At 61.0% G+C, this 17,827-nt stretch carries 15 protein-coding genes; 11 read left to right on the top strand and 4 right to left on the bottom strand.

The window, feature by feature from the left end:
- From ABR948_RS17800 to ABR948_RS17775, 6 genes are all read left to right on the top strand, one after another.
- Positions 1–2,167 (top strand): EAL domain-containing protein (locus ABR948_RS17800; RefSeq protein WP_428120223.1); only part of this gene is annotated, 2,167 nt, incomplete at its 5' end.
- Between the two features lie 56 nt (positions 2,168–2,223).
- Complete coding sequence (locus ABR948_RS17795; RefSeq protein ID WP_428120221.1) at positions 2,224–3,339, top strand: DUF2336 domain-containing protein; 1,116 nt, start codon at positions 2,224–2,226, stop codon at positions 3,337–3,339.
- A gap of 202 nt (positions 3,340–3,541) precedes the next feature.
- Positions 3,542–4,534 carry an AraC family transcriptional regulator gene (locus ABR948_RS17790; protein ID WP_428120219.1) on the top strand — a complete coding sequence of 331 codons (993 nt, stop codon included), beginning with the start codon at positions 3,542–3,544 and terminating at the stop codon, positions 4,532–4,534.
- A gap of 199 nt (positions 4,535–4,733) precedes the next feature.
- A complete protein-coding gene (locus tag ABR948_RS17785; protein ID WP_428120217.1) occupies positions 4,734–5,741 on the top strand; it encodes an amidohydrolase family protein in 1,008 nt (335 codons plus the stop codon).
- A 98-nt stretch (positions 5,742–5,839) separates the two neighbouring features.
- The gene (locus ABR948_RS17780) at positions 5,840–7,990 is read left to right on the top strand and encodes a GAF domain-containing protein (RefSeq protein WP_428120215.1); all 2,151 of its coding nucleotides are present in this window, start codon (positions 5,840–5,842) and stop codon (positions 7,988–7,990) included.
- A gap of 464 nt (positions 7,991–8,454) precedes the next feature.
- A complete protein-coding gene (locus ABR948_RS17775) occupies positions 8,455–8,643 on the top strand; it encodes a hypothetical protein (RefSeq protein WP_428120212.1) in 189 nt (62 codons plus the stop codon).
- Positions 8,644–8,737: 94 nt separating this feature from the next.
- Here the strand turns inward: ABR948_RS17775 and ABR948_RS17770 are convergent, their stop codons facing one another.
- Positions 8,738–8,968, bottom strand: a complete 231-nt coding sequence (locus tag ABR948_RS17770; protein WP_428120210.1) for a response regulator — start codon at positions 8,966–8,968, stop codon at positions 8,738–8,740.
- A 553-nt stretch (positions 8,969–9,521) separates the two neighbouring features.
- On the opposite strand from ABR948_RS17770, the gene ABR948_RS17765 reads away from it, so the two are divergent.
- The 5 genes from ABR948_RS17765 (at position 9,522) to ABR948_RS17745 (ending at position 16,598) form a co-directional block, all read left to right on the top strand.
- The gene (locus tag ABR948_RS17765; RefSeq protein ID WP_428120208.1) at positions 9,522–10,214 is read left to right on the top strand and encodes a Crp/Fnr family transcriptional regulator; all 693 of its coding nucleotides are present in this window, start codon (positions 9,522–9,524) and stop codon (positions 10,212–10,214) included.
- 183 nt (positions 10,215–10,397) lie between these two features.
- A complete protein-coding gene (locus tag ABR948_RS17760) occupies positions 10,398–14,087 on the top strand; it encodes a GAF domain-containing protein (protein WP_428120206.1) in 3,690 nt (1,229 codons plus the stop codon).
- Complete coding sequence (locus ABR948_RS17755; protein ID WP_428120204.1) at positions 14,084–14,473, top strand: response regulator; 390 nt, start codon at positions 14,084–14,086, stop codon at positions 14,471–14,473. Before ABR948_RS17760 ends, ABR948_RS17755 begins: the two co-directional genes overlap by 4 nt.
- Positions 14,470–15,720 (top strand): adenylate/guanylate cyclase domain-containing protein, encoded by a 1,251-nt coding sequence (locus ABR948_RS17750; protein ID WP_428120202.1) that lies wholly within the window; start codon positions 14,470–14,472, stop codon positions 15,718–15,720. Before ABR948_RS17755 ends, ABR948_RS17750 begins: the two co-directional genes overlap by 4 nt.
- Before the next feature lie 80 nt (positions 15,721–15,800).
- On the top strand, positions 15,801–16,598 hold the full coding sequence (locus ABR948_RS17745; RefSeq protein WP_428120200.1) for a substrate-binding domain-containing protein: 798 nt from the start codon (positions 15,801–15,803) through the stop codon (positions 16,596–16,598).
- Positions 16,599–16,707: 109 nt separating this feature from the next.
- Here ABR948_RS17745 and ABR948_RS17740 read toward each other — a convergent pair whose 3' ends face one another.
- The 3 genes from ABR948_RS17740 to ABR948_RS17730 all read right to left on the bottom strand — a co-directional run.
- A complete protein-coding gene (locus tag ABR948_RS17740; protein WP_428120198.1) occupies positions 16,708–16,980 on the bottom strand; it encodes a PilZ domain-containing protein in 273 nt (90 codons plus the stop codon).
- Positions 16,981–17,142: 162 nt separating this feature from the next.
- Positions 17,143–17,388 carry a formate dehydrogenase subunit delta gene (locus tag ABR948_RS17735; RefSeq protein WP_428120196.1) on the bottom strand — a complete coding sequence of 82 codons (246 nt, stop codon included), beginning with the start codon at positions 17,386–17,388 and terminating at the stop codon, positions 17,143–17,145.
- On the bottom strand, positions 17,378–17,827 hold a 450-nt coding region (locus ABR948_RS17730; protein ID WP_428120194.1), incomplete at its 5' end, for a formate dehydrogenase accessory sulfurtransferase FdhD. The genes ABR948_RS17730 and ABR948_RS17735, both read right to left, overlap by 11 nt.

Here is a 17,827-nt window from a genome sequence, read left to right as displayed (position 1 = left end):
CAATACGGCGATAGCGGGCGGCGGATGGGTCGCGGTGCATGAAGACGTCACGACACAGAGACTTCAGGAGAAATTGGTCGCGGAAAAGGCTGCTGAACTCGAACTCATCAATGCGCGATTCAACGCGGCTCTAAGGAACATGTCGCAGGGTCTTTGCCTGTTTGACCCGGAACAGCAGGTTGTCATTGCCAATGCTCGGTATGCCGAAATATATCGCCTTGCCGAGGATCAGGTAAAGCCCGGTACGACGCTGAAGCAAATTCTTGATTTTCGTCGCGAGAATGGCACCCACTTTGCGACAGATCCAGATGCCTATGTCAGTGTCAACGTAAAGCTGGCAAGCGAGATCCACGAGCTTGCAGACGGGCGGGTCGTCTCGATCAAACGCCAACCGATGGCCAATGGCGGGTGGCTGACCACGCATGAGGATGTTACGGCGGAAAAGCGCGGCGAGAAGCTGCTGGCGGACAAGGCCGCTGAACTTGAGGTAATAAATACCCGCTTTGCCGCCGCCCTGAGCAACATGTCGCAGGCCATCAGCATGTACGACCGGGACCGGCGGCTCGTGGTCTGGAATCAGCGTTATGCGGAGATCTATCGGTTGCCGCAGAAACTGTTGCAGGCTGGCACTCATGTGAATGCAATCACGGCCGACCTTGTCGCGCGTGGCGTTCTCAAGGGCGATACGGACCGGGCCGCGATCGACAACAAGATCGTGGCCATGGACCAGATGCCGATCGATTCAAGTCGCGTTGAGGAATTTTCGGATGGCCGTCTGATGCTGATCTCCCGGCAGCCGATGGCGGATGGCGGCTGGGTGGCGACGCATGAAGACATTACCGAGCGCCGGCGCGCGGAGGCCGAGATCGTTCATCTGGCGCGACACGATGCGCTGACGGGACTGGCCAACCGCGCGGAGTTCAATGCCAAGCTTGAGGAAGCGAGCAAGCGACTGAAGCGCGGCGGTGGCGCCGTCACCGTCATGATGCTCGACCTCGACAAGTTCAAGGCCGTCAACGACACGCTGGGACATCCCGCCGGCGATCAATTGCTGGTCGAGGTCGGACGGCGCCTGCAATCCACACTTCGCGAAACCGACGTGCTGGCGCGGCTCGGCGGCGACGAGTTCGCGATCATCCAGGAGGGCGGAACCAGTCAACACGAAGGGGCGATCGCGCTCGCGCTTCGGATCATCAGCGCCATCTCGCAGCCGTTCGATCTCGACGGTCAGATCGCCGGCGTCGGCACCAGCATCGGGATTGCGCTGGCTCCGGAACATGGCGTCGAGCCTGAGCAGCTCATGAAGAGCGCCGATCTCGCACTCTACCATGCCAAAGCCAATGGCAGAAATGATTTCAGCATCTACCACACGACAATGCTGGAGGTTGCTCATACGCAGCAGTCGGCGGAAGGCGAACTGCGGGACGCCATCGCGCGGGAGGAATTCGAGCTGCATTACCAGCCCGTGATGGATCTCAACACGCGACTGCTCTGCGGCGTCGAGGCGCTGGTTCGATGGCGGCACCCGACCAAAGGTCTCATTCCACCCGACCGGTTTATTCCGCTCGCGGAATCGACGGGCTTGATCGTGCCCCTTGGGGATTGGGTTCTACAGCAAGCTTGTGCGGATGCCGCTTCGTGGCCTGCGCATCTCAAGATCGCAGTCAATATTTCGGCGGTTCAATTCAACAAGGGAAACCTCTTTGACGTCATCTTGTGCACGCTGGTAGAGACCGGCCTTGCGCCGGAACGGCTGGAGCTGGAAATCACCGAAACCTCGCTGCTTAAGAGTCAAGAAGCGCATTTAGCGACCATACGCCAGTTGAAGAATCTCGGAATATCGCTGGCGCTCGACGATTTCGGTACCGGCTATTCTTCGATGACCTATCTGACCAATTTTCCGTTCGACAAGATCAAGATCGACAAGAGCTTCACCCAAGGCGCTCTCAATCGCCGCGAATGCGCGGCGGTGGTGTCCTCGGTGCTGGCATTGGCCCAGGGGCTCGGCACCATAACGACCGCCGAGGGGATCGAGACCGAGGAACAACTCGCATACATGCGTGAGGCGGGCGTCGACCTTGCTCAGGGATATCTCATCGGTCGGCCCGTTCCAATCTCTCAGCTCGACCTGAATAATACGCCGTTGGCGAGAACAAGGGTGGCGTAGCCGCAAGACGTCACCTCGACAATTGTGATCGGCGGTTTTGGAGGCGAAACATGAACTTGCAAAATGATCTGCAAAGTAATCTGCAAGATAATCTGATTGACGAACTCGAGAGTGCGTTGGCCAGCAAGGATATCTCGCGCCGTGCCGAGATCCTGAAGAGGGTGACCGACCTCTTTGTTCTCGGATCGGGCAAATTCTCCGAAGATCAGGTTGAACTGTTCGATCGCGTGATGGGGGCGCTGCTCGAAAACATCGAGCACGCGGCTCGCGCGCAGTTCGGAAGCCGCCTGGCCAGACTTACCGACGCGCCACCCAAAGTCGTTCGTGTCCTGGCATTCGATGCCGCGATCGAGGTCGCCGGACCGGTGCTTGCGCATTGTGAGCGACTTGACCAAAATACCCTGGTTGAGAATGCCAGCACCCAGAGCCAGGATCACCTGCTGGCGATCTCCGGCCGCAAGGTCCTGGCTGAGGTGGTGACGGACGTTCTGGTGGACCGCGGAAACCGGGCCGTTGTTTCCAGTACCGCCAGAAACGGCGGCGCGCGATTCTCGGAATTCGGCATTTCCTCACTGGTCAGGAAGGCGCGCGACGACGGGGCGCTTGCGCTATGCGTCTGGTCACGCCCCGACATTCCCCGTCAGAACCTCGTCAAGCTGTTCGTGGACGCCTCGGAAGTCGTGAAGGGTCAGCTTTCACAGGCGGACCCTCGACGAGCCGAGCTGATCAAGTCCATGGTTGTCAAGGCGTCCGACCAGATACAGACCAAAGCGCGGATCGGCTCCGGCGATTTCGCGCGGGCGATGTCCGTTGTGAGCGCGCTTAATGCCGCCGGGAAACTGGGCGAAGCACAATTGCTGGCGTTCGCCAGGGAAGGAAGCTTCGACAAGGTGGCGGCTGCGCTGTCACTGATGTGCGATCTTCCGGTCGGGCTGGTGGAACGAGCTTTCGTGCAGCACCAGACCGAACAAGTCCTGGTGCTGGCAAGGGCCATCGATATTTCGTGGGAGACAACATTGACTCTTCTGCTGTTGCACGCCGGAGTTAACGGCAGCTCCCGGCAGCAACTCGATCAGTGTTTTACCAGCTTCTCCCGGCTTCAACCGAAGACCGCCAAGACCGCGCTGCAGTTCTATCGCATGAGGGAGAAGGCAAGCCGTTCGACGGAGTGACGTCGGGTATGGCTTGGGCGCGATCTCCGGTTGAAATGATGCGGGCCATTTCTATTCACGGCGTCCCGAATAGTCTGTCGCGGATGACCGCGATCAGTCGGCCCGCAAAAACAGGCTGTTGCCGGTAAAATTGCGGTACATTGGATGATTGACGAATCAATTTTCTCCCGGATCGGACGGGTGCAGCCTTTGCGGATCAATCATGCCTTTCTTACAGCCAGCCAATCCTCTGAATCGTTCTGCGGTTTTTCGCACCTCGGATATTGAAAAGTTCAAGAATGCGGCTCTGCCAAGGTTCGGCGCGACGCGTTCGGAGATATCCGGACCCGATGCTTTCGAGGCGCACGGAAGATTTGTCGAGCTTCAGGACATCGCATTATTGTCGGCAGCGAGTAACTCGTCCGTAGCCGCGGATTATCCGGAGTTCGACTTTGCCCGCTTGTCGATTCCGCTGACGGGACGAGGCGTCACGACAATTGGCCGCGAGACCATCGAGATCAATCAACACCAATCCTGCGTCACCTCGCCCGGGCGCGCGACGCGGGTACGGTGCGGCGAAAACCACGAATGGCTGAACCTGCGGATCAAGACAACGGCCCTCAGGAAGAAACTGACTTCCATCCTCGGCGCAAGGCCCAACGGGGACTTTCAGTTCCGACCGGTTCTAAACCTGGATCATCCGCGCTCGAAGGGGCTGTGTCAGCTGGTTGGATTTTTTGCTCAACAACTGAATTCGGACGCCGAAGAGTTACCCCCGCTGGTGCTGCAGGAGCTGGAGCAGGCCATCGTAACCACTTTCCTGTTCGCGAGCCGTCATGCGTTCAGCGGTTCACTGGAACGGGACTCCAGGGAGGACTCGCCCTGGCAGGTTAGGCGCGTGGAAAATTATATCGAAGCGAACTGGAATCGGGCGATCAGCATCGACGATCTGGTTGAGATCACGGGCACAAGTGCCCGCGCGATTTTCAGGGCATTCCAGCGCGGCCGCGGCTACTCGCCGATGGCTTTTGCCAAGATGGTTCGGCTGCAACATGCGAAGGAGTTGCTTGTCGCCTCGAAGGGAAACGCCACCGTCGCGGCTGTCGCCCTGCAATGCGGCTTTTCAAATCTCGGGCATTTTTCACGGGAATATCGCGAAGCATTCGGAGATCTGCCGTCGACGTCGCTGGCGCGGTCGAGATCGATGCCGAACTGAACCAACGCGGAACGCATCGTCGGCGATGAATCATTCTTCGGTGGCCGCCATGTCTTGCCGCGTTCGGCGTCAGCGGGGTGTTGCGGTGCTTGGCTGCGTGCGCGGGGTTGGCGCCGTTGCTGCCTTTTCGCTATAGGGACGTTGAGGAAAATCCCTCGAGACGTCACCCCATTCATCCCCTCAAGCGGAGTCATGTCCTTTGTCCGATCGTATCGACGCCTGGACCCACATATTTCCAAAAGCCTATTTCGCCCGGCTGCAGACCATGGCGTCGGCGGCGGGTCCGTTGCGGCGATGGCTGGAACTGAAGCCGCTCTACGATCTCGACCACCGGTTCCGGCTGATGGACGGCTTTGCCGGCTATCGACAATTGCTGACACCGTCGATGCCGCCGATCGAGGATCTGGCCGACGGGACGCTCGCGGTCGACCTGATGAGGCTGATGAACGACGGTCTCGCCGAGTTGGTGGCGCTGCACCCCGACCGTTTTCCGGCCTTCGCCGCCGCGCTGTCGCTGCACGATGTCGATGCGGCGATTGCCGAGATCAGCCGGGCCGACCGGATGGGCGCAGCCGGTTTCCAGCTCTGCACCCATGTGCGCGGGTTGCCGCTCGATCATCCGCGTTTTGCGCCGGTGTTCGACGAAATCGCCCGGCGCCAACTGGCGATCTGGCTGCATCCGGTGCGCGGCCCGACGCCGGACTATCCCAGCGAAACCAAGTCGCGCTACGAGATCTGGTGGTGTTTCGGCTGGCCCTATGACAGCAGCGTCGCGATGTCGAGGCTGGTGTTTTCCGGACTGTTCGACCGCCATCCGGATCTGAAGATCATTACCCATCACATGGGGGCGATGATTCCCTATTTCGCCGGCCGGATCGCGCAGGGCTGGGGGCTCGAGATGGGATCGCGTACGCCGCCGGCCGATGCCGATCTGCTGCCCGGTCCTCTGCAGCGGCCAGCCGAGGAATATTTCCGGATGTTCTTCGCCGATACGGCGCTGTCGGGCGCCGTGGGCGCCACCCGCTGCGGTCTCGACTATTTCGGTGCCGACAGAGTGGTGTTCGCAAGCGATTTCCCGTTCGACGCCGAAGGCGGCAGTTATCTGGTCCGCGAAACCATCAAGGCGCTCGATGCGCTCGAATTGAGCCAGGCCGTGCGGCACCAGATCGACATCGGGAACATATCGAAACTGATCCATCGCGATTAGCCCACCCCGACCGGCATCGGAATTGACCGGCGCGCGGCCTGTACGCCCCTGTCCGGATTAGCTAAAGTTTTGCAGCAGTCTTCCCGGGGGGCGGAAAAATGGCCAAGCGCGGCCAAAAAGCAAAGACGCGCGCCACGGCGACCAAGCGCAAGAAGCCCGTCCGCAAGGCCAGACCCGCCAGCACCAAGTCTGGCAAGACTAAGTCTGGCAAGACGAATTCCATCGCGCCCAAATCCGGGCCGCCCAAATCGAGCAGTCCGAAGTCGAGTAGTCCCAAGGCGAACCATTCCGAATTCGAGAATGCGCGGCTGAAAAGCGAGCTTGGCGCCGCCCGGGATCGCCAGGCCGCCAGCGCCGAGGTGATGCGGCTCATCAGTGCGTCGCCGGGCGATGCCGACCAGACGCTGCGCCGGATCGCCGAGATCGCCGAGCGGCTGTTTCGCGCATCGAGCGTCTCGCTGCTGATCGCCGACGGCGAGCACTGGGGCCGAACCATCCGCGTCGGCGCCGGCTCGGAGCGGATCGCCACCGCGCTGCCGATGGCGCATGTCGCGATCATGCCGCAGTACATGCCTGGCGCGGTCTATCTCGAAAACCGCCAGGTCCATGTTTCCGACGCCGATGATCCCTTGGCCAATGCCCGGTGGCCGGGGCTGGCTCCGGCGCGGGCAGCCGGCACCCGAACCATGTCCGGCACGCCGCTTCGGAGCAAGGGACAGGCCATCGGTGCGCTGATCGTGCACCGCGACCGCCCGGTGCCTTTCACCGAGGATGAGCTCGCGCTGCTGCAGAGCTTTGCCGACCAGGCCGGAATCGCAACCGAGAACGCCCGGCTGATCAACGAGACCCGGGAGGCACTGGAGCGGCAGACCGCGACCGCCGATGTGCTCAAGGTCATCAGCCGTTCGGTTTTCGATCTGCAGACCGTGCTCGATACGTTGGTCGAGTCGGCCTACAAGCTCTGCGGCGCCGGCGTGGGCCTGCTCTATCTGCGGGGCGATGAGGCCTTTGAGTGCAAGGCGATCGCCGGCGTGGGCGTTGCGGAGGCGAGCCTCGTCTTCAAGGGGCGCCCGATCCGCGCAGGCCGCGGCACGGCCGCGGAACGCGTGATCCTGACCGGCGAAGTGCACAGCATCCCCGACTTTTTCGAAGATCCGGAGCTGGATCCCAGGGTCAGGGAGATGATCCGAAACGCCAGCAGCTCGGATTCGAGCATCGGCAAAATTCGCTCCACGCTGGCGGTCCCGATGATGCGTGACGATGCCGTTCTCGGCGTGATGGTTATCGGGCGTGCGCAAACCGGTCCGTTTCCACCCAGCCAGATCGAGCTTTTGCGCACCTTCGCCGACCAGGCCGTGATCGCCATCGAAAATGCCCGGCTGTTCGACGAGGTGCAGGCACGTACCAGGGAACTCGCGGCGTCGCTCGACGAATTGCGTACCGCGCAGGATCGCCTGGTGCAGACCGAGAAGCTGGCTTCACTCGGTCAGCTCACCGCCGGCATCGCCCACGAGATCAAGAACCCGCTGAATTTCGTCAATAATTTCTCCGCGCTGTCGGCCGAATTGGTCGACGAGCTGAACCAGGTGCTGAAGCCGGCCGCGCTCGACGGCAAGGTGAGGGAAGAGATCGACGATCTCACGCAGATGTTGAAGGGCAATCTCGAAAAGGTGGTGCAGCACGGCAAGCGGGCGGATTCGATCGTCAAGAATATGCTGCTGCATTCGCGCGAGGGCTCCGGCGAGCACCGGTCTACCGATATCAACGCGATTCTGGATGAGAGCCTTAATCTCGCCTATCATGGTGCACGCGCCGAGAAGCCGGGGTTCAATATTACGCTGCAACGGGACTTCGACGCTGGCGTCGCCGCGATCGATGCGTTTCCACAGGAAATCACCCGCGTATTCCTCAATCTGATCACCAACGGGTTTTACGCCGCGGCCAAGCGCAAGTCGGAGACCCCTGATTCCGGTTTCGAGCCGGTACTCACCGCCACAACGAGGAATATCGGCCACTCCATTGAAATCCGCATTCGCGACAACGGTACCGGCATTCCTGCCGACGTGAGGGAAAAGATTTTCAATCCGTTCTTCACGACCAAGCCGGCCGGCGAGGGCACCGGGCTCGGCCTTTCGATGAGCCACGACATCATCGTGAAGCAGCACGGTGGCAGTATCGACGTCGCGACGGTGCCCGGCCAGTTCACCGAATTCACCATTGTTTTGCCGAGAACGTTCCCGTCATCATGATTACCGCCTATGGCGATCCCGAGACCAGACGCAAGGCGATCGAAAGCGGCTCGAACGAGTTGACTGATCGATGGGCGACGGAAGCTAGCTTGGGACGCAGTTGCCATAGGGTTTCCGCGATCATTTAATTCGATGACGTGTATAATATGATACATACAACCATCGAATCATGTGATTGCATCGCTGTCATCACCGCCCAACCACAGGCGCTAATACGGTGACAGAGAGTGTTGTGCTCCCGCCTTTGATCGGAGGGTACACCATGCCCCAGTCAAAGCAGCTACTGCCGTCCGTCCGCTACTCGCCCACGGTGCCGTGGATTGGGGCAATCGCGACCAGCTTCCTGCTGTGGCTGTTTTTGGTCTGGTGTATCCTGCAGGTCTCCGTTGACCTGTTTTGACCCCCGGCGGGAAATAAACCAAGCCGTCCGTTGCCGGACGCAGGCCGAGGAATGTCATCGCCTGATGCTGCTGGCACAGAGCGGAGCCGAGGCTACGATCCTGACCAGCCTTGCGCGAAGCTGGAAGATGATAGCCAATCAGACCGAGCGATATGTCGCGATCATGAAAAAGGACGCGGCTCAAAGAGACAGGGCTGTCTCGGTGAGGGAGCGGCCCAATGGCGGTGGCCGGATCAATATCGGGCAACGATGATGATTGCGATCACGATCAATGCCGCGACCAGCCAAAGAGCGTGATCGAGAGATTTCGATCCGGGCTTCGCGCTATGGTCCAATGGCGGCATCGGCTAGGTCGGCGACTGCAATTCGCCAACGAGCCAGGCGACATCTCCGGATTTCGCTGGATCTGACGCAATCGCAATTTTTTCGACGTAGTCGCATCTGGCGCAGTCGAACGCGCGAAGTTCAAATCCTGTCGGACCCGGCAAGATATGCGCGAGCGCCAGACGTGTTTGGCATTTCGGGCAGCGGAGTCGCTCGATTGCGAGCAGCGGGATCGCAGCCAGGTAATCGGTCATTGTATTCCACCTTTATATGCCAGGCGGGAGCGAGAAACTCTCAGTCGCCGGTAGATGACGAAGAGGATCGTGATCGCACCAGCATGCTATCACGGTTGCCGGAGTCGCTGGTCAATATTGATCAGATTCTGAAAAAATCGAACCTCGCCGGTTTCACGTCCAAATTGACGTCGCGTCCCTTACGTCCGTGGTCGCAAATCGCCCTACATAATTTGGCGTCGGATGGTCAAAATCGGACAGACTTTTCCGGCCTGGCGATCGAAGATGGCTGTGGCGGTCGGTAGGCGCAACGAGGGAGAGAGGGACCTGCGATTGCGCCATCAGCGAGTGCACTGAGAGACGGCCAGGAGTGCCAGCCGGACGAGCCAAATCGCCGCCAGTCCCTCGTCTGGCCTTACGGGGGAGTCCCGTATTCGCTATGGGGCTCCCTCATGCCGTTCAAATGCCCCGACTACCTCAAGTAGTGCTTCATTGCCGGCGTTGAAACCGCTATAATGCGTGGCGCGCAGGTTCACCCGAGCAAAGCAGGTTCATCGGAGCACAGGAGGCTTCCGTGGGGAAGCTCGCCAGTGACGGGTTCGACCCCCAAGCCTTTCTCTCCAGGGTTGGGGCTGGCAAGACGATTTTGAAGTTTGAGAAAAATCAGCCCATCTTCAAGCAAGGAGATGTGGCAGACGCGGTTTTTTACCTTCAAAAGGGTAGCGTCAAGCTTACTGTCCTATCGGGGCAGGGCAGGGAAGCGGTCGTCGGGATTCTGGAACCGGGCCAGTTCTTCGGCGAGGGGTGCCTTAACGGCCATCCATTGCGCATCGCGACCACAACCGCGATGGAGGCCTCTGTGGTCACCTCAATAACCAAACAGGCGATGATCGCCGCGCTTCATAGCGAACCGAAATTTTCCAAGCTGTTTATGGCGTATCTCCTGACACGCAACAGCCGGATCGAAGAGGACTTGATCGATCAGCTGTTTAATTCGAGCGAGAAACGGCTGGCGCGCCTGCTGCTTCTGCTCGCGCATTTCGGCAAGGAAGGCAGACCTCAGCCTATTCTATTGGACGTCAGTCAGGAGACATTGGCTGAGATGATCGGGACGACCCGATCCCGCGTGAGCTACTTCATGAACAAATTCCGCAAACTTGGACTGATCAGCTACAACGGAAAGATAGAGGTTCACAATTCGCTGTTGAACGCCGTTTTGCGTGAAAAACCCGAGATCGAGCGGGAGGATCCATCAAGCGCGGTCTGACCGGCCGTGGCTCGATGAACCGGCCTTTTCAGAGCGGCCCTCGCCGGACGGTTCGAGGCGGCCACCGTTTCGGGATTGCCAGGTGCGAGCGTCGATCCAGCGGCATGAATTCAGGACGGAAATCAGGTCATCTCGCACTGCGGCAAGAGACAAGACCCTGGTGTTCTTGCTAAACAGCACTGGATGAGCATTTCCCTCCACCCCGACGCACCGCAGGACCGGGCGCTGGCAGCCGCCACGCCGGCGGCGGGAGCGGCTGTGCAGCCCAGCTCATCCGGCACCAAAATCCGCAGCCGGCTGTTTACCAAATACGTCGCGCTGTTCGTCGCGGTGGTGGCCGCCGCGCTGCTATCCAACGGAATTTTCGAGGTTTTTTTCTATTATCGCGAGCACAAGGCGGCGCTGATACGGATTCAGCACGAGCAGGCCGAGGCGGCGGCGGCGAAAATCGGCCAGTTCATCAAGGAAATTGAAAGCCAGCTTGGCTGGACCACCCAGTTGCCATGGTCGGCGGGCTCGATCGAACAGCGCCGCTTTGATGCGTTGCGGCTGTTGCGGCAGGTGCCGGCCATCACCGAACTGGCGCAGGTCGATTCGACCGGCAAGGAACGGTTGCGGGTATCACGGCTCGCGATGGACGTCGTGGACAGCGGGCTCGACCTCTCGCAGGACCCCAAATTCACCGAAGCGGTCGCTCACAAGGTCTATTATGGGCCGGTGTATTTCCGCCGGGAATCCGAACCCTACATGACGCTGTCACTGGCCGGCACCCGCAAGGATGCCGGCGTCAGCATTGCCGAGGTCAACCTCAAGCTGATCTGGGACGTGGTGTCGCAGATCAAGGTCGGCGAACACGGCCATGCCTACGTTGTCGGCGCGCAGGGGCGCCTGATCGCCCATCCGGATATCAGCCTGGTGCTGCGCAATACCGATATGTCCAGACTGATGCAGGTGCAGGCCGCGCAAGCCGGACACGCCGGGACCGATCCCGAGGCGCTGGAAGGCACCGAAAATATCCAGGGCCAGAAGGTCCTGACGGCATCCGCGCCGATCGCGCCGCTGGGCTGGACGATGTTCGTCGAATTGCCGGTGGAGGAGGCTTACGCCTCGCTCTACGCCGCGTTGCAGCGCCTTGCCATCGTGCTGGCGGCGGCGTCGATTTTCGCGGTGCTGGCAGGAATATTCCTGGCCCGGCGCATGGTCGGCCCGATCCAGGCATTGCGCGCCGGCGCCGAGCGCATCGGCGCCGGCGATTTCGCCCAGCGCATCTCGATCAGGACCGGCGACGAACTCGAAGGCCTCGCCAACCAGTTCAACGACATGGGCGCCCGCCTGCAGGAATCCTATGCCGACCTGGAGAACAAGGTCGAGCAGCGGACCTCGGAACTGACCGAAACATTGCAGCACCAGACCGCGACCTCCGAGGTGTTGCAGGTCATCAGCCGCTCGCCCGGTGAACTTGATCCTGTGTTCCATACTATCCTGGCCAGCGCGACCACGATCTGTGACGCCCAGTTCGGCCTGTTGCTGCTTTACGAAAATGAAGGTTACCGTTGTACCTCGACGTTCAACCTGCCGCCGGCCTTTGCGGAAACCTTTTTACGCAATCCGGTGATCTATCCGCCGCCCTCCGACCCCTTGGGGCGACTCGCTCTGACCCGGCGGCTCGTTCACGTCGCGGATGTCACGCAAGAACCAGACTATCTGGCGGGTTTCCCGCCGATCGTGGAACTGGCTCAACTCGGCGGCGCCCGGACCCTCCTGCTGGTGCCGATGCTGAAGGAGGACAGCCTTGGCGGCGTGATCGCGATTTTTCGGCAGACCGTTCATTCGTTTTCCGACAAGCAGATCGATCTGGTGACGAGCTTCGCCAGTCAGGCGGTGATCGCCATCGAGAATGCCCGCCTGCTCAGCGAATTGCGCGAGCGCACCGACGATCTCAGCGAATCCCTGCAGCAACAGATTGCGACGTCGGAGGTGTTGCGGGTTATCAGTTCGTCGCCGGGCGAGCTTGAACCGGTGTTCGAAGCGGTGCTGGCCAACGCCACCCGCATCTGCGGCGCCAAGTTCGGCAACCTGTTCATTTACAAGGACGGTGCATTTCACGCGGTAGCGGTGCACAACGCGCCGCCGGCCTATGTCAAGGCTCGTATGGGAGTGCCAATTATTCCAGCGCCGGACATGGCGCTCGGTCGCGTCGCCATAACGAAGCAGGCAGCACAAGTCGATGACTTGAGGGCGCTGCCGGGTTATCTCGCCCGCGACCCCCAGATCGTCGCCGGCGTTGAGCTTGCCGGCGTACGGACGATGCTGGCGGTGCCGATGCTCAAGGAAGATGAACTGGTCGGTACGATCAACATCTACCGCCAGGAAGTGCGGCCCTTTACCGACAAGCAGATTGATCTGGTGACGAGCTTCGCCAGTCAGGCGGTGATCGCGATCGAGAACGCCCGCCTGCTCAACGAATTGCGCGAGCGCACCGACGATCTCAGCGAATCCCTGCAGCAGCAGACCGCGACCGCCGATGTGCTGAAAGTCATCAGCCGCTCGGCGTTCGATCTGAAATCGGTGCTCACCACGCTGACCGATTCCGCAAAGTCGTTGTGCGGCGCATCGCTGGGGATCATCTGCCTGCGCGAAGGCGAGGTGATGCGGCTGCAGGCCGAGTCCGGATGTACGCCGGCCTTTGTCGATTTCATGCAGGCCAACCCGATCAGGCCCGGTCGTGAAACCATCACCGGCCGGGTTTTCATGGACGGCAAGCCGGTCCACGTCGCCGACGTGCAACTCGACCCCGAGTATAATTTTGGTCAGGCTCCAACAATCGGCGCCTACAGGTCGGTGCTGGCGGTGCCGTTGATGCGCGACGGCGCGGTCGAAGGCGTGCTGCTGCTTGGAAGGCCGGAGCCCGGACCGTTCAGCCAGCGCCAGATCGATCTGGTCCAGACCTTTGCCGACCAGGCCGTCATTGCCATCGAGAACGTACGTTTGTTCGAACAGGTACAGCAGCGCACCAAGGAGCTTTCGCTCTCGCTCGATGAGTTGCGTACCGCGCAGGACCGCCTGGTGCAGACCGAGAAGCTGGCCTCGCTCGGCCAGCTCACCGCCGGCATCGCCCATGAGATCAAGAACCCGCTCAACTTCGTCAATAATTTCTCCGCGTTGTCGGCCGAGTTGATCGACGAGCTGAACGATGTACTCAAGCCGGCGCCGCTCGACGGCAAGGTGCGGGAAGAGATCGACGAACTCACGCAGATGCTGAAAGGCAATCTCGAAAAGGTGGTGCAGCACGGCAAGCGCGCCGATTCGATCGTGAAGAACATGCTGCTGCACTCGCGCGAAGGGTCGGGCGAACACCGGCCCGCCGATATCAATGCGATCGTCGAGGAGAGCCTGAATCTGGCCTATCACGGCGCGCGGGCCGAGCGTTCCGGCTTCAACATCACGCTGCAGCGTGATTTCGATCCGGGGGCCGGCATGATCGACCTCTACCCGCAGGAGATCACGCGGGTGTTTCTCAATCTGATTTCAAACGGCTTCTATGCCGCCGCCAAACGCAAGGAAGCGGGCGACGAGGCTTTCGAACCGACGCTGCGCGCGACCACAAAAAACCTCGGCAACAAGGTTGAAATCCGGATTCGCGACAACGGCACCGGAATCCCGCTGGAGGTGAAGGAGAAGATGTTCAATCCCTTCTTCACCACCAAGCCGGCGGGCGAGGGCACCGGGCTTGGCTTGTCGATGAGCCACGACATCGTGGTGAAACAACATGGCGGCAAGATCGACGTCGATACGCTGCCTGGCGCATTTACCGAATTCATTATTACGCTGCCGCGAACCGCGGCGCAGTCGCAGGCTGGAGGCATAAATTGAGCGTTTACATACTCGTCGTCGATGACGAGCCCGATGTTGAAGCGTTGTTCCGCCAGCAATTCCGCCGTGACCTGAAATCCGGGCGCTTTACCATGGAGTTTGCCCCCTCGGCGCCCGATGCACTGCTCCGGGCCGCCGATATCAAGGACCCGTCGCTGATCCTGATTCTGTCCGACATCAATATGCCCGGCATGAGCGGGCTCGAAATGTTGCCCAGGGTGCGCGCGGAACGGCCCGACGTTCCCGTCATCATGATTACCGCCTATGGCGACGCTGAAACGCGCCGCAAGGCGATCGAACGCGGCGCGGTGGGTCTTTTGACCAAACCGATCGACTTCGCGCTGTTGCGTCAGGAGATCGACATCCGTCTTGGACAGGCCGCATGACCGCAACCATCCTGGTCGTCGATGACGAGCCCGATCTTGAGGCCCTGGTGCTGCAGAAATTCCGCAAGCAAATTCGCGACGGCGCAGTGGCGTTTGTATTTGCCCACGATGGCATCGAGGCACTGCAATCGATCGCGGACCATCCGCAGGTCGACATGGTGGTTTCCGACATCAACATGCCGCGGATGGACGGCCTGTCATTGCTGCAGAAGCTGCAGGAGGCCGAAGACAGGAAATCGACCATCATCGTTTCCGCCTATGGCGACATGAGCAACATCCGTACCGCGATGAACCGGGGCGCTTTCGACTTTCTGACCAAGCCGATCGATTTCGGCGATCTCGAAATGACCATCGACAAGACCATCCGTCACGTCGAGACGATGCGTGAGGCAAGCCGCCGCCAGCTTGAGGCCGAGCGCGCGCATGCGTCACTGTCGCGGTATTTTTCGCCGCAGATCGCCTCCCGGCTGGCTGCTGTCAGCGAAAGTAACGGCATGGAGGTGCAATGGCGCGAGGTCGCGACCATCTTTACCGATATCGCCGGATTTACGTCGCTGGTGGAAACCGCGACACCTGAAGTGCTGGGTGCACTGCTCAACGAATATGTCGGCGGCATGACCGATGTTGTGTTTGCGCATGAGGGTACGGTCGCAAAGATCATCGGCGACGCGATCCAAATTCTCTTCAATGCACCGGGAGACCAGCCGGACTATGTAACTCGCGCGGTTGCCTGCGCGCATGATCTCGATATCTGGGCCGAGGAGTTTCGCGGGCGCTGGCGGGCCAAGGACGTGAATTTCGGTATGACCCGGATTGGCGTTCATGCCGGCCCCGCTCTGGTCGGCAATTTCGGCGGCAGCCGCTTCTTCGACTACACCGCCTATGGCGACACCATCAACACGGCGGCGCGGCTTGAGGCCGCCAACAAGTTTCTCGGTACCCGTATTTGCGTCAGCGCCGCGGTCGCCGATGGTGCCAAGGAGTTTCGCGGCAGGCCGGTCGGCGATCTCCTGCTGCGCGGGCGCAGCGAGCCGCTGCGGGCTTATGAGCCGCTGCCGGAGGCGACCTTCAAGGGGGCCGCGACCGCGCAATATTCCGAGGCATTTGCCAAGCTCGAGGCCGGAGATGCCGCGGCGATGCCGGCATTTGCGGCGCTGGTGGGGTCGTATGCCAGCGATGCACTGGCCGGCTTTCACCTGCGGCGGCTGCTCAACGGAGCCAAAAGCGTGCGCATCCAGCTGGAGTGATCGCGCAAGCGAGGCAGTTGGACTAATATATTCTTTTGCAGCGATACGATATCGCCCCTGAGCCGGGCAGGAGGAGCCTCGTGAAACCCAGGTCACTGGTTCGATGGTTGTCCGTGTTGGGCGTAGCCGCCATCCTGGCGGGGCGGACGGCGGCCGCTGCCGATGTGCAGGTGATGATCTCGTCCGGTTTTTATGGAGTCTATTCTGAACTGGGTCCGGCGTTCGAGCGCGCGAGCGGTCATCATCTGGTCACGACGCGCGGTCCATCGATGGGTGACTCTCCGGAGGCCATTCCCACGCGCCTCGCGCGCGGCGAGGCCGCCGATGTCGTGATCCTGGATGGAGGGGCCGCCGATGAGCTGGGCAAGCGAGGGTTGGTGCGCGCCGACAGCAAAACCGTGCTCGCCCGCTCGCTGATCGGCATGGTGGTGCGCGCCGGGGCCGAAAAGCCGGATATCAGCAGTGTCGAGGCGCTGCGGAACACGCTGCTGGCGGCAAAGTCCATCGCCTATTCGGACAGCGGCAGCGGCACCTATTTGTCGACGACCCTGTTTTCCAGGCTCGGCGTCGCGGACCAGATCGCGGGCAAGAGCCGCAAGGTACGAGGACCTCCGTCCGGCGAGCCGGTGGCCGCGGTGGTCGCGCGTGGCGAGGCGGAGATCGGCTTCCAGCAGGTCGCCGAGCTGATCCATGTGCCCGGAATTAGCTTCGTCGGCACCATTCCGGCCGAGGTCCAGCCGATGTTTGTATTCGCGGGCGCTCTCGCTGTTACGGTCCGGCAGCCCGAGGCGGCCACGGCGCTGCTGCGTTTCCTGGCTTCGCCCGAAGCGGCGCCGGTGATCTCAAAGGCCGGGCTGAGGCCGCCCTCGGATCGATAGCAGATGCCTTTGGTTTGAAATACGCGGGGTTTGAAATGCGCGCCGACGCGAAGGTGGGGCGATATCGGGGCAAAAATCTTCGGGACAAGAATCTTCAGGGCAAGAATCTTCAGGGCAGGAATTTTATGCCGTAGGTCTTGCCGCGACGCCAAACGACTTCGCATCGCTCCCGCTTCGGATGCGTGGGCACCAGCGCCAATTCGAAATTGTCCCTGACATCCATCGCGTCATCGGCCACGATCCTGGCGCCGCCCGGCGAGACGTCCAGCACAAAGCATTCGCGTTTCGTGAGCCCGTCGTCGACCGTCATCCAGGCCGGCCGTTTGCGCAACAGCCGTCGCGGTTCGCGCTGTACCTTGGTCCTTGATTCAACAACAGCCATCATGACCACCCGTCATTGGACGTGACCGCGATCGGCTCGGCGATCGTCAAAACAGGTCACCAGATTGACGGTGATTTCGTAAAGTTTCCTTAGCGTATTGCCTTGCAATTTATCGGTTACGGCCGTTTTGGCAGCCGTCCTGGCTCCGCCATCGAGCTTCCGCTAGGGCTGCGCCGCGGCGCTCTTCACCTCGGTGCTCTTGGCCTTGAGCGCCGCGATGGCTTCTCGGACGTCCGGATCGAGGCCCGCGCCACCGGCTTCGAGATGGGCGAAGATCGCGGAGAGCATCCGCGGATCCCAGAATTTCTTGATGTGGTCGGCAATTCCGGGAACCGCTTTGTCGTGGCCCTGGCTCTGGAAGAAATGTCCGATTTGATTGGCCATATAGATCAGCCGGTCAGGCGACATGGACGACTCCATCGGCGGCACCGCCGAAGTTAATGCGGTCGGGATGGGTGAATATCTCGAAGCCGTCGGTGCGCGCGATGGCGGCGAGGGTAATGCCTGATGCATCCGCCATCCGCACCGCCAGCGCGGTCGGCGCCGAAACCGCAACCATCACAGGCGCGCCCATCGCCGCGGTCTTTTGCACCATCTCGACCGAGACCCGGCTGGTCAGCAACACAATGCCCTCGCTCGCCGAAATGTTGTCCTGCGCCAGCGCGCCGGCCAGCTTGTCGAGTGCGTTGTGGCGGCCGACGTCCTCGCGCAGGGCGACAATGCCGCGCGCCGGTGTCCAGAACGCGGCGGCGTGGACGGCGCGGGTCTCGATATTGATCGTTTGCAACGGCGGGATGCCCTGCATCGCGGCCATCACCTCCCGCGCGGCGAATGACCGGCCCGGCGC

The organism is Bradyrhizobium sp., from assembly GCF_050014615.1.
Lineage (GTDB): Bacteria > Pseudomonadota > Alphaproteobacteria > Rhizobiales > Xanthobacteraceae > Bradyrhizobium.
Note: the sequence above shows the minus strand (reverse complement) of the source record. Positions and strands in the feature narration are given on the sequence as shown.

Coding starts and splice junctions, on each gene's coding strand:
- ABR948_RS17790 (WP_428120219.1), top strand. CDS start 3,542: ATGCCTTTCTTACAGCCAGCCAATCCTCTGAATCGTTCTGCGGTTTTT.
- ABR948_RS17780 (WP_428120215.1), top strand. CDS start 5,840: ATGGCCAAGCGCGGCCAAAAAGCAAAGACGCGCGCCACGGCGACCAAG.
- ABR948_RS17775 (WP_428120212.1), top strand. CDS start 8,455: ATGCTGCTGGCACAGAGCGGAGCCGAGGCTACGATCCTGACCAGCCTT.
- ABR948_RS17770 (WP_428120210.1), bottom strand. CDS start 8,968: ATGACCGATTACCTGGCTGCGATCCCGCTGCTCGCAATCGAGCGACTC.
- ABR948_RS17760 (WP_428120206.1), top strand. CDS start 10,398: ATGAGCATTTCCCTCCACCCCGACGCACCGCAGGACCGGGCGCTGGCA.
- ABR948_RS17750 (WP_428120202.1), top strand. CDS start 14,470: ATGACCGCAACCATCCTGGTCGTCGATGACGAGCCCGATCTTGAGGCC.
- ABR948_RS17740 (WP_428120198.1), bottom strand. CDS start 16,980: ATGGCTGTTGTTGAATCAAGGACCAAGGTACAGCGCGAACCGCGACGG.
- ABR948_RS17735 (WP_428120196.1), bottom strand. CDS start 17,388: ATGTCGCCTGACCGGCTGATCTATATGGCCAATCAAATCGGACATTTC.